This is a genomic window from Kordia sp. (assembly GCF_022447245.1).
In the GTDB taxonomy this organism is placed as follows: Bacteria; Bacteroidota; Bacteroidia; order Flavobacteriales; family Flavobacteriaceae; genus Kordia.
Map to the genome: position 1 here is coordinate 1 of NZ_JAKVBC010000046.1, position 13,320 is coordinate 13,320.

Annotated in this window: 12 protein-coding genes; all 12 read right to left on the bottom strand. The window is 34.8% G+C overall.

What is annotated here, in order from left to right; genetic code table 11:
• A partial coding sequence (gene neuC / locus MK119_RS21590) for a UDP-N-acetylglucosamine 2-epimerase (RefSeq protein ID WP_290683281.1) occupies positions 1-1,012 on the bottom strand: 1,012 nt, incomplete at its 3' end.
• A 220-nt stretch (positions 1,013-1,232) separates the two neighbouring features.
• Positions 1,233-2,237 (bottom strand): N-acetylneuraminate synthase family protein, encoded by a 1,005-nt coding sequence (locus MK119_RS21595; protein ID WP_290683283.1) that lies wholly within the window; start codon positions 2,235-2,237, stop codon positions 1,233-1,235.
• An 85-nt stretch (positions 2,238-2,322) separates the two neighbouring features.
• Positions 2,323-3,537 (bottom strand): glycosyltransferase, encoded by a 1,215-nt coding sequence (locus tag MK119_RS21600; protein WP_290683285.1) that lies wholly within the window; start codon positions 3,535-3,537, stop codon positions 2,323-2,325.
• Entirely contained in the window at positions 3,537-4,394 is an 858-nt protein-coding gene (locus tag MK119_RS21605) for a glycosyltransferase (protein WP_290683287.1), read from the bottom strand. Before MK119_RS21605 ends, MK119_RS21600 begins: the two co-directional genes overlap by 1 nt.
• 1 nt (position 4,395) lies before the next feature.
• Positions 4,396-5,043 carry a methionine biosynthesis protein MetW gene (locus tag MK119_RS21610; RefSeq protein WP_290683289.1) on the bottom strand — a complete coding sequence of 216 codons (648 nt, stop codon included), beginning with the start codon at positions 5,041-5,043 and terminating at the stop codon, positions 4,396-4,398.
• Positions 5,044-5,050: 7 nt separating this feature from the next.
• A complete protein-coding gene (locus tag MK119_RS21615; RefSeq protein ID WP_290683291.1) occupies positions 5,051-6,379 on the bottom strand; it encodes an ABC transporter ATP-binding protein in 1,329 nt (442 codons plus the stop codon).
• The gene (locus MK119_RS21620; RefSeq protein ID WP_290683293.1) at positions 6,379-7,245 is read right to left on the bottom strand and encodes an ABC transporter permease; all 867 of its coding nucleotides are present in this window, start codon (positions 7,243-7,245) and stop codon (positions 6,379-6,381) included. The genes MK119_RS21615 and MK119_RS21620 overlap by 1 nt, the downstream gene beginning before the upstream one ends.
• Positions 7,246-7,262: 17 nt before the next feature.
• On the bottom strand, positions 7,263-7,643 hold the full coding sequence (locus MK119_RS21625; protein ID WP_290683295.1) for an SxtJ family membrane protein: 381 nt from the start codon (positions 7,641-7,643) through the stop codon (positions 7,263-7,265).
• A gap of 1 nt (position 7,644) precedes the next feature.
• Complete coding sequence (locus tag MK119_RS21630) at positions 7,645-7,794, bottom strand: DUF5989 family protein (RefSeq protein WP_290683297.1); 150 nt, start codon at positions 7,792-7,794, stop codon at positions 7,645-7,647.
• A gap of 3 nt (positions 7,795-7,797) precedes the next feature.
• Positions 7,798-8,940: an SGNH/GDSL hydrolase family protein gene (locus MK119_RS21635; RefSeq protein WP_290683299.1), complete on the bottom strand. Its 1,143-nt coding sequence runs from the start codon at positions 8,938-8,940 to the stop codon at positions 7,798-7,800.
• Positions 8,941-8,946: 6 nt separating this feature from the next.
• Entirely contained in the window at positions 8,947-10,806 is a 1,860-nt protein-coding gene (locus MK119_RS21640; protein ID WP_290683301.1) for a carbamoyltransferase, read from the bottom strand.
• 56 nt (positions 10,807-10,862) lie between these two features.
• On the bottom strand, positions 10,863-13,316 hold the full coding sequence (locus tag MK119_RS21645) for a tyrosine-protein kinase family protein (protein WP_290683303.1): 2,454 nt from the start codon (positions 13,314-13,316) through the stop codon (positions 10,863-10,865).
• Positions 13,317-13,320: the final 4 nt, after the last annotated feature.

The following is a 13,320-nucleotide window of genomic DNA, read 5'->3' on the forward strand; positions in this document are numbered from 1 at the left end:
CTTTATCATATTCAGCATCAATTACATTTTTTCCGCGTTGACGGCGATTTTGACGTGTACCTATATTAACAGTTGGCACACCGATAAACGAGCATTCTCGGATTCCAACACTGGAATTTCCAACCAAACAATCGCAATTTTTCAATAAGTGTAAAAAGTCATTTGGTTCCATGTTTTTGAAGAATCGAATGTTTTCAGGATTGAAATTTTCTCGAAAATAACGAATTCCGTTCGAAGTTCCATCTGAACCAGCATCTACATTTGGCCAAAACCAAAATGTTGGAATGTTGAGTTCATGAATCGCTTTTAAGGTACATAATACGTCTTCTCTTGCCGATTTGTAACGATTGGTCTCGGGATGTTGCATTACTACCAAATAACCGTCAGAAATATCTAAATCAGCTCCTACTCCACCATATTTTTTGATTGGATCGAATTTGTAATCTTTTGTATCGAATACTTCTTTTGCAATATCAATTGATGGACAACCTGTATTGATGACATATGCTGGATCTTCTCCTAGTTTTATTACTCGATCGCGTGCATCTTCAGAAGCCACTAAGTGCAAATCTGCTAGTTTGGTGTTGGCATGACGTACTTTTTCATCAATATTTCCTGTTACTTCTCCACCTTGTATGTGCACTAATGGAATGTTTTGATATGCCGCCGCAATACTTGTTGCAATGGTTTCAAAACGATCTGCAATTGTAATTACTGCATCAGGTTTTAGATTGTAGAATACATTCGAAAGTTCCATCACACCTAATCCTGTGGTTTTTGCCATGGCAGTTGGATTTTCTCCTTCCAAGACCATAAACACTTTTTCATCAATCTTAAAACCATCATTTTCAATAACTTTTACAGCATTCCCGTAACGTCCCAATAATGCAGAACCTGCGACTACTAATTGCAATTCTAAGTTTGGATGCTCTTGAATTGCTTTTAACGCAGTCTTTATTCTACTGTATGATGGTCGTGCGGTTACTACGGCACATATTTTTCGTTTGCTCATTCTTCTCTTTACTTTTAGCGGTCAGCTTTAGCTTTTTGGATTATATGTTGATTTGTCTGTTGTCAATTTGTTTGTTATTATCTTCAGCTCTAGTGAAATTGTGAAATAAAGTACTTTTAGTATCATAATTGCTCTAGACACAATTTTATTTCCATTTTGACTTCACTCAATATGACAAAAATTACTCGAACTGACGTTTTGATTAACTTTTATTGTAACTTCAAACCAAATCCTTTTCATTTAAAAAATCCCACTGTTTCATATCATTTACGAGTTTTTTCCCGATAACATCTTGGAATTTGGACGCTAAGATTCCATAATTTTTAGGCTTTTTTGCTTCTAAATCATCAAACGTTAGTACATATCCTTTTGGTAAGTCTTTGTTGATCGCTAGTGATTTTTCAAAGATTTGTTTTAACTCAGCGTATTGCGAATTATCTTTTTTATCTATCGGATGATTCAATGCCTCATCAATGTTTCTGATAGCACTGACCAATTTTGTCGCTTCTAGAAATGTAAGTGATGATTTTGCATCTGGTCCAAACATTTCTTTATCAAATACGACATGAAATTCCAAGATTTCTGCACCTAATGTTGCTGCAGCAATTCCCGCTTCGATTCCTGCGGAATGATCGGAAAACCCAATTTTTACGTTGTATCTATCTTTAAGCTCTTGAATAACATTTAATCCAAATTGTTTTGGTGCTGTTGGATACGAAGTTGTACATTGCAAAATAGAGAACTCACAGTTTTTTTCTTTTAGAAAAGCTACGGTTTCATCCAATTCTACAAAGGAACTCATTCCTGAAGAAATGATAATTGGTTTTCCTGTATTGGCAATTTTTTCTAACAATAGAAAGTTATTGACTTCCCCAGAACCTACTTTATAACACGATACACCAACTTCTTCCAACAAATCTACTGCTGCGTTACTGAATGGAGACGATAAGAAACCTAAACCGACTTCATCACAATGTGATTTGAGTTCTTTCCATTGTTCCAATGTAAATTCCATACGTTTCCAGTACTCATAACGTGTGGCATCTTGTTTAGAAAATTTTACTCGGAATGGCTCATGAATACTACTTTCTGCTGCCGCAATATGTGTTTGAAACTTGATTGCATTTGCGCCTGTTTTTGCCACAGCATCAATATACGCATGCGCCATTCCTAGACTTCCGTCGTGTGCTTGTGCAATTTCTGCTATGATGTAGGTTATTTTCATGGTTTTCTAGGTATTTGTCTTTAGGTTTTGAATACTTGGTTTTGGTAACACAAACTGACGTTTGATTTAATTTAAAATTCAACATTTAACACTTAACATTCAATGCTTCCAAAAACCCTTTCAACTTCTCCAATTGCTCATTAACTGTAAAGTTTTCTATGAACGTTTTTCGTGCATTGTCGCCTATAAATATCCGCTTTTCTCTGTTGTTATACAAATCCACCAATTGCTTGATCATCTGTTGTAAATCGTTACTTAATATACTGTTTTGATCGTGAATGACTTCTGGATAACAACTTGCTGCTTCTTTAGTACACACCAATACTTGTGCGTAATTAAAAACCAACGGAATTCGTGTTCGTGTTCCAGTATTGTATTCCCAAGGAATGATGTGAATATCGTATGGTTTTAGTTCTGGTGTTAAGTCTTCCACAAAACCTAAACATTGTATTTGCGCGTCTTCCAAACGTTTTTTTAACGATTCGGAAGCATATTTTAGGTTTCCAATAACTTTCAGTTTTACATTAGGAATTTTCGCTTTCAATCTATTCCAACAAACTTCTAAAAATCGTTCTAACCCGATTCTGTTTGCTGTTGTTCCCATGCCACCTAAATGCACTATCGTTGGTGCTTCTTCAGTATGTTCAACCAATTCAACTTCCCGATACGTCAATGGTATGTATACTGCATTTGGATTTCCGTAATCTTTGATTTCTTGAGTTTCCGTATACGAGGCCGAAACGCAGCCTGATACATTTTTCACAAGCTCCAGCTCTACTCTTTTCTTTTGTTGCAAGTGAAATTTTTGCAACAACGAAAGTTTACTTTTTAGTTTTCGTAACTTGAATTCCCAGTCGTGATGCGCGTAGACAATCGGAATATTTAGATTGGAATAGTTTGCTAAAATTGCTGTCCAACGCCATTCTGCCCAAACTAGATTGATCTTATGTTTTGAGATATATTCTTTTAAAATTTGCTCATTTTTCGAATTCACAAAAAAATATTCAAATTTTTCAGGTGCAAAAATTGCTTTTTTGATACGATCAAACATCCCTTTTGGATGAACTTGTGCAACCTGAAAATGATTTATTTCTGTATAAAATCCTTGTATTTCTTGAATGTATTCTGAATTGACTTCTGATGAAATTTTTGCTTCTGGCTTGTCTTTAAAATCCACAAATAAGACATGATTTTTGTAATTGAGTCTTGCTAGTAATTGCAAATGACTAAAGTACACAGACGCGCCACCATTGGCGTTCGGAGAGATTTTCGTGTTATTTACTAAAAAAAGTACATTCATCACATGAAGTATTTATTCAGAAAACCAAGTCCATTTGCTATGCAAATACGTGCCAATTTTGATTTAATAGCAATTGTTTTTGGGCTTCCCCATTTTTTATGAAAGATGATATGTCCTTGCAATAATTTTTTACGATCCAACATCCAACGATGTTGTTCTGTATAGATGTATTTTGGAATGTCTTTTTCAGGAATTTTCACATCATCGAAAAAGGCACTTTTCTTTTTTTCTAATTCTTTGGAAACTTTACTTTCTAGGTGCGAAACTTCTGAATTTGCTACAATTACATGCTTTTTTCCATATTTCTGCAACATTAAACTATAATCATCATCTGCATAGAAAAAACTAAAACGCTCGTCTAACAAACCTGTTTTAGCAAACATAGATTTTTCTGCAATGATACACCAACCTACAATATGCCTTCGGACTTTGAATCCAAAGAGAAAATTTTCTCCATTGAAAAAGTGTTGAGGTGTAAATTTAGAATCGTAATCTACAGGACAAAACGACTGCACTTTCGGATATTTCTGCTTTACTTTTAGAATTTCTGTAAACCAGTTTTTTTGAAAGATGAGATCGTTATTAAATAACCCAACAAAATCACCCGAAGCAGCTTTGATTCCTATGTTTAGAAACTTATGAAAGTTAAAATCTTCCGTAGGAATGATCACTTTTACATACTCAGGAAATTGGTAGAATGAGTTTTGAATCTGTTTGTTACTTTCTATCAATAAAATTTCAAATTCAACATCAGGGTTGTCTTTTTCTGCTTCCATCATACTCTCAATACAATGCAGCGTCATATCGAAAATCGACTGACTTTTGGTATTGGACAATATGATAGCAGAAAATAACATATTATTTTTTTACACAGCGAAATACATACTGAAATGTAAAGTAATTTTTGAAAAATCCTAATTTCTTGAAGACTCTTGGAATAAATGGAAAACCACCTTTGTAAGCACTGTAGCGCATAACACGTGTTAATTCTTCAATTTTCATGTCTGCTTGATCCACTAATTCTTCGATGTTTTTTAGTGTAAACCAACGCATGTGTGTTTTATCATATAATCCGCTTGGTTCGTACGGGAATTTCCCTTTAAATACTAAGTGCTTCAAAGTTTCTAAGTGCTGTACATTTGGCAAGGAAATGATCATTTTTCCCGTAGGTTTTAATGATTTTTCTAATTCCGACAATACATGCCACGGATCAATTAAGTGTTCTAAAACATCTCCCAAAATGATATAATCAAAATCTTCTCCTTTAAAACTCTCTAACAATTCTTGATCTTCAATGCTTTTTTCAATCACTTTTGTGATATTTTTTTTAGCATTTACAACCGATTCTTCGTGTGTTTCTACACCAATGACTTCTGTTGCCATTCCTTGATCGAGCAACCATTTTCCATTGATTCCGTTGGAACAACCAACATCTAAGACTTTTAGATCTTTGCCTTCAATCAATGCAATGATGTCTTTTCGAAGTTTTATGTAGGCTTGATTCATTTTTGGGTTATTTAGGGTCTAAAGGTTGTTTTTTGATTTTCCACGATAACATTGGGCGCATCAGTCCTGGCCATTTTCCTGCGTACGGTCCGCGCACTCCATCACCTGTAGTATCATCAAATATTTCAAAACTTAATAAGTTGTCTTCAACCGCATGAATAATTTCTGGATTGTAGTTTCCAACAGCAACTAACAAGCTAAATTGCCCTTCTGCTAAGAAGTGACGAGGAATTTTACAAGTAGCTGTCACAATTCCTTTATTGGTTTTATCATGATATTCCAACCAATCTGGTGCATTAAATTCATTAGAAGCAAATAAGCGCTGTCCGCGTTCATTTACCACATGAATGATGGCTGTATTGTGATATTCTGTATTTAAATCCCAATAGGTAACTTCCACATACATGTCATCACGTACGCTAAAGCGATTGCACAATTCTCCTTTTTCATTACGAATTGCTGCACTTTTTAGACGTCCAAAATCATTTCCTGGTGCCGTTTCCATGCTTTCCCATTCGTGATAAGGTTTGATATCCATTCCTTGATTTAAGTAGGCTTGAATTGCTGTATCTGTATCACCATCAAAAATGACTTCTCCATCTGCCAACACTACTGTACGTTGTGTTAGTTTTTGAATGGCATCCATATCGTGACTTACAAATAAAACTGTTCGCCCTTCACCTTTGGCAATGTCTTGCATTTTTCCAATGGCTTTTTTCTGAAATTCCGCATCACCAACTGCCAATACTTCATCTACTACTAAAATTTCAGGTTCTAAATGTGCTGCTACTGCAAATGCCAAACGTACTTTCATTCCAGAAGAATACCGTTTTACAGGTGTATCAACATATCGTTGAACTCCTGCAAATTCTACAATTTCTTCAAATTTCGATTTGATTTCCGCTTTGGTCATTCCTAAAATAGCGCCATTCAGAAAGATATTTTCTTTTCCAGTCAATTCTGGGTGAAATCCTGTTCCAACTTCTAACAAGGAAGCAATTCTACCTTTAGAACGAATGATTCCTTGCGTTGGCATGGTTACTTTGGAAAGAATTTTTAATAATGTCGATTTCCCTGCACCATTTTTTCCAATAATTCCTAATACTTCACCTTTACGCACATCAAAACTAATATCTTTGATTGCCCATACATAATTCGATTTTCCAACTGTATTACGTTTATTCCGTTCGCCAATACGTGTATACGGATCTTCTTTTCCACGAATTTTATGCCACCAGCGGTTTAGATCATGACTGATAGTTCCTGTACCAATAACGCCTAAACGATATTGTTTCGAAAGCTTTTCTACACGTAATATGATGTCTTTCTCCTGCATTATACCGTATCTATGAAATTACGTTCTGTTTTGTTGAATATGATCAAACCGAATAGAAATACTACAATTGAGATTCCTAAGGTGAGAAATATAAATCCAATATCAAATTTTCCTTGTTGAAATACCATATAACGAAAAGACTCAATTACTCTTGCTAAAGGATTAAACTCCACAATCCATGAAACATAGGATGGCAGTTTTTTTGATACGATTGCAAGCGGATACATGACAGCAGAAACGTACATTAGCAACTGAATTCCGAACTGAACTAAGAATGTTAAATCGCGATATTTTGTCACCATGGATGAAATGATCATTCCTAAACCTAGACCTAGCATTCCCATGATAAATACAATAATTGGCAATAATACTAGATACGGAGAAATGCTTCCTGCATTACCTGTGATCGCAAAGAATATATAAAAAGCTGTAAAAATCAGTACTTGAATTCCAAATTTTAATAAGTTGGAAACTGTGATGGATAGCGGCATGATAACTCTTGGGAAATATACTTTTCCAAAAATGTTTTCATTTTTTTTAAAGGTATCAGAAGTAGCTTTGAGACATTCGGCAAAGTAGTTCCAAATGGTTATTCCTGCAAGGTTAAACAAGAAAGCATTGACTGTTCCTGTTTGAATATCTGCGATTCCATTAAAAACCAAAGTAAAAATTACCGAAGTCAACAAGGGTTGAATTAAATACCATAATGGTCCTAATACGGTTTGTTTGTATAAAGTAACCACATCACGGCGCACAAAAAGCATTAACAAGTCGCGATATTGCCAAATTTCTTTGAATTTGAAATCGAGGAGATTGCTTTTTGGAGATATTTCAAATAACCAAGTATGTTTTTGGGGCTTGTCCAAACAGATTGAGTTTTAGGTTACCAAATATTTTCTAAGTCTTTTTTTGAGTAGGTATGATTACGTTCTACAAAAGTTGTATTGGAATCATTTTTTAGCTTTAGTCCACTTTTTTTAGAGAATACTCTTGACAAAAGTCCAAATGGCGTTAGAAAGATAAAAAACACAACGGATAATATAACTCGTGTATTGAACCATCCTAAACCCAAGGCAAATTTACCCCATAGCCATACAATCAAGCGTTCTAATGGTGGAATAAATGATCCTACTCCGACACTTAATGCTATAATAAACAATACTTTTGCAGCAGTTGCATACTCAGTTCTAAAGTGGAGGTAGGGTGCTATCAGCAAAAACCCCATCACCATGACTAAGATTACTTTTGAATTACTTTCCTTCATATTAGAATAAGGTATAGATAAATGGTGCAATTGCTGATCCACCACCTAAAACTAAGATGATTCCTAGTAATAGTAATACGATTATCATTGGCAAAAGCCAGAATTTTCTTCGTTCTTTTAAGAATCTAAATAGATCTTTTAAAAACTCCATAGGTTATTGATTTAAAGTCTTTATAAATGTTGCTAATTCGTCGCCCATTTTTTTGTTCCCCAAAGGGTTAAAATGGCAATCGTCATATAAATAGTTGCTTGTTTTCGAAATAATAGAATCTGTTTTGAATACAGGAATTGAGAATTTCATACTTTCTCTTACTGTAACATCATTGATGCTATCTACTTTTTGCTGAAGCATTTTTGCGTTGTAACGAACACCACCACGCGAGGTCATCCAATGCCAATTCTGCAAGGCTTCTTCTTCCGTATCCCAAGTCACCACTTGCGTGGCAAATATAAGCTTTATATCATTTGCCTGACAAATCCCTATTAAGGTTTTTAATTTATTTGCATAATTCCCATAATCGGTTGTAGGTAACTGATTTTCAATAGGTCGAGACTTTGTTTTTTCTACTTTTTTCTTATATTTCGATTCAATCTCTATTGTTTCTAACGCATCTTCCTCACTTTTGAATGCGTAGTATAAACGTCTAGGAATTTGAAATTCATATAGAAAAATACTCAATACTTGAGAGAATCCAATTTCTGTATCTACGTTTTGTTTTGAATTGAATTTTAAAGGATTTTTATCTAACATTAGGCGTGTAACATCATTGATACCACAAAAAACAATCACTTCATCTGGTTGTAAGTGTATGATTCTGTGTGACAACATTGCCACATGATCCTGAATGTTATCTCCAGACTTCCCTGCGTTGTAAACTTTTACCGTTTTATTTTGGTAGTTATCTCGATTTAAATTGTCTTGCAATACTTGTGTCCACACATCTGCATCATCTACATATAAACTTTCTGTAGAACTTCCTCCAATCGCAAAGATTCTGTATTCATTGTTAGGTTTCGGCATTTTGAGCTTATCGCCTCGGAAACCTACATTATTGATCGTAAAGTTGGTCTTTTCTTTGTAGTTTTCAAAGCCTAACAAACCATCTTCCGTAGCAAATTCAAGTTTTGTATTTGGCTCAAATTGCGATTCTATGTACATGTTTCCAACTGCTGGAATAAACATGTTTTTCTTTGTTGCTTCATACGGATCAGGCACTGGAAAAAACTGTAGAATGATTTCTATCAGCACAATAAGCACCAATAAGACAATGAGATTATATTTAATTGTTTTCCACACAGGTCTCTAATCTAATAAAAATTCTTCTTTCCAATCGTCTGTATCTTGCCAACTTGGCTGTTCTTCTTTTTTGTACACGTAATTTCCGACTACTAAATAGTCCATTTCCGTTCGCATAAAACAGCGATACGCGTCATCTGGTGTACATACAATTGGTTCTCCACGTACATTGAAACTCGTGTTTACCACTACTCCAACACCTGTCAGCTTTTTGAATTCATTGATCAATTCCCAATATTCAGTGTTGGTTTCTTTGTGTACCGTTTGAATTCTTCCTGAAAAATCAATATGTGTAATTGCAGGTAATGACGAACGTTGCACATAGAGTTTATCACGTATTGGTAATTCGTGATAGTTTGCTGGCACTTGGTGTTTAATGTTCGGATGTACTTTATGTACCAATAACATGTATGGTGAAATTCCATCATAATCAAAAAATTCATTCACATCTTCCGAAAGTACTGATGGCGCAAACGGACGGAACGATTCTCTGTATTTTATTTTTAGATTGAGTTTTTTCTGCATTTCTGGATTTCGCGCATCACCTAAGATACTTCTACGTCCTAACGCACGCGGACCAAATTCCATGCGTCCTTGCATCCAACCAATGGCGTTTCCTTCTGAAATGTATTTTGCAACTTCCTTTGTCAACTTATTGAAATCTGAGAAATATGTGGCTTTTGCGTTGTATTTTCTATTGATTTTTTCAATATCTAAGTCTGAGAATTCAGGCCTTAAATACGAACCGTTCATTGCATCGTTTGACTCCACCTTACGTTCTTGCTCAAAGTATGTGTAATAAGCCGTCAATGCTGCTCCTAACGAACCTCCTGCGTCTCCTGCTGCTGGCTGAATGAAGATGTCTTTAAAGATATTTTCATTCTGCAATTTTCCATTTGCTACACAGTTCAACGCAACTCCACCAGCCATACACAAATAGTCTGCTCCCGTAATTTCCTTTGCGTGTTTGGCAAGTTTGATAATGATTTCTTCTGTTACTTCTTGGATTGCCAATCCTAAATCGGAATGCTGTTGTTCAAATTCAGATTCAGAAGTTCTTCTGGGGAAACCGAATAGTTTTTCCCATTTTTTATCATACACCATGCGCAATCCGACCGCATAGTTAAAGTATTTTTGATCTAACCAAATTGAACCATCATCATTAATTTTGATGAGTTTCGTTTTGATGATTTCTTTAAATTTTTGCACGCGCTCCGATTGTGGATTTCCATACGGCGCCAATCCCATAAGCTTGTATTCACCTGAATTTACTTTGAATCCTAAGAAATAGGTAAACGCTGAATACAATAACCCTAAAGAATGTGGAAATTGCAATTCTTTCAGCATGGTAATGTCTTTACCATTACCTAGACATATAGAAGCCGTTGCCCATTCTCCTACACCATCTAAAGTTAGAATAGCAGCTTTTTCATAAGGCGATGGATAAAAAGCGCTTGCCGCATGCGATAAGTGATGTTCTGGAAAAAGCAGTTTTAGCTTTTTCTTGTTGAACGACTGCACTTCTTTCAATTCGTCCTTGATTAATTTTTTTAAGAACATTTTTTCTTTCAACCAAACTGGAATTGCCGTAATGAAGGAAGATACTCCTTTTGGAGAAAAACCATAATAGGTTTCTAGTAAACGCTCAAACTTCAATAAAGGTTTGTCATAAAAAACTACGGCATCAAGTTCATCAATGGTTTTCCCTGTATACTCCAAACAGTATTTTACTGCATTTGCAGGAAAGGCAGGATCGTGTTTTTTACGTGTAAAACGCTCTTCTTGTGCTGCTGCTAAAATGTTTCCATCTTGAATGATTGCTGCAGCAGAATCATGGTAAAATGCTGATATTCCTAATATCGTCATAATCACTTTCTATTGAAATACCTTTTAAAAGTATTTCATATTTGGGGATTGTTAGTTTATTTTCTTTTAAAAGGTTTTGTGAGACGAGACAGTAACGATCGGCGTTCTTCTTCGTGGTATCCATTTCCATAGTTTCCATAACCGTAACCATAGCCATAGCCGTAGCCATAACCATAGCCATACTTTGCTTTTTGACGGTAATCATTGAATACGAAACTGATATTATTGACTTCTCCCTTTTTATATTTATCGTTAATGATGTTCAACATGGCTTTCTTTGAATAGTCTTGTCGAACCATATATATTGTAGCGTCTGCATGAGCAATTAAATCTAAAGCATCAGAAACCAGCCCTAATGGCGGTGTATCTAACACAATATAGTCATAGCGTAGCTTTAATTCTTTAATAAATTCTTCCAATTGCTGACTAATCAGCAGTTCTGAAGGATTTGGAGGAATTGGTCCAGAAGTAATCACATCCAAATTATCATATTTTGTATGTTGAATGACTTCTTCCATTTCTTTTTGTCCGATCAGGTAGTTTACTACACCAATTTCATTTGTTATACCAAAATCTCCAAAAATCTTAGGTTTACGTAAATCCAAACCAACTAAAATAGTCTTTTTTCCAGTCAAAGAAAATACTGACGCTATATTGATAGAACAAAAAGTTTTCCCTTCACCACTGACCGAAGAGGTGATCAAAACTGTTTTAGTTTTATCTTTTTCTAAATTCTTGTAGATGTATTGCAAACTTGATCGAATTCCTCTAAACGATTCTGCCACAGATGATTTTGATCTTTCAAACGCTACCAAATTGGTTTCACCTCTACTTCTGCTGACAATGCCCAAAATTGGAATATTTGATAGCTTTTTGATATCTTCTGGTGTATTAATATTGTTATCTAATAGCGTAACAATAAACACAAATCCTAATGGGATTAACAGTCCCATAAATAAAGCCACAGAGTAGTTTTTATTAGTATTAGGTGAAATTGATCCTTGTCCCAAATCCTTAGCGCTGTCAATTACTTTTACATCTGAAACATTGGCTGCTTTTACAATTCCTGCTTCATTTTTCTTTTCTAATAATAAGGTATATGAGGCTTCGCTAATTTTGTAGCTACGTTCTATATTGAATAATTGTTGCTCTTCTTCTGGCAGTTTTCTGAATTCGGCATTTGCACGTGCTGTTCTGGTTTCAACATTAGCAATATCTATATTCGTTGAAGCTCGTGCTGTTTTTACATTTTCTAATAATACACGTTTTGTCGCTTCAATATCCTGATCAATTTCTTTGAAAAATATATCATTTTTAACGGTTTCTGATAATTTGGCTCTTCTAATAGAAAGTCCAACTATTTTTGATACATTGTTTACAATATTTGGATCATCAATTCCAGAAGAAGCTGGCGCAGGCAAGGATCTATAATCAGTACTTTTGTTTAGGTAATTTTCGAGTAACTTGTAGTATTCAAGTTCCAACACATATGCATTCTTTTCAATGCTATATTGATTTAGTTTCGCAAATACTTCTTCTCCTTTTGCAGTAGGATTAAATACTTTATTATCTTGCTTATACTGTTTTAATTTTTGCTCATCTTTTCGCAACGAATCTTCTACACCAACAATCATTTTATCGATAAAAGCCAAAGTATTGGTTGCAAATTGATTTTTTTCTTCAAGTTGCTTAGCTGTCAAAATTTCCGTTGTCATATTCAAATAATCCGCTAAGATTGCTCTATTAGGACCTGTAAGACTCAGCACTAACATAGAGGCACCTTGTACTTTTAGACTAACACCAATAGAACGATATTTAGAGATTTCAGAATTTAAGCTTGTTAGATACACATAATACGGTTGCCCTATTTTGATTTGAATATCTGCTCGTGGTGTCAATGCAAATTTGAAATATGGTGTTTTAGCTTCCGTATTCATGACAAAATCGCCCGTATAGACTTCACCTTCTGGTACTATTGCTACTGCTTCATTTTGCTTGTATTTTAAACCACTAAAAGCTTCCGAAGTGGTAAAATTGATACTTGCGGTATAATTTTGTTCATCTTTAAATACAATCTTAATTGGTGTATTGATGAGTTGTGGATATGCTTCATCAAGACTTGCTACAAAAGGAGCATTTGTATGAATATCTTCCAATCTGTAAGCACCATCTACTTTATAGTGAATATACGATTGCAAAAAACGCACTACATTTTCGTTATGAGCTCTTGATTTTAAAGTTGTTTTGATGGTTTCTACCTTATCACTCGCGCCTCCCCAATTAAACGTAAGGTTCATACTTGAAGAAAAGAAAGGGTTTTGCTCTTCTTTGATAGAGATCAAACTTTCAATACGATAGATACGTTCGAGTCGTTTATTGTAGAAATAAGTTACCACAAAAGCAATTCCTAAAGTAATCACAAACAGATACCAATAGTTGAGCGCTCGAAAAGCGAGGGCTTTGATATCAAAAGAATTCTGTGATTTTAATTCGTCAAACTCTTCTTCCATGCGC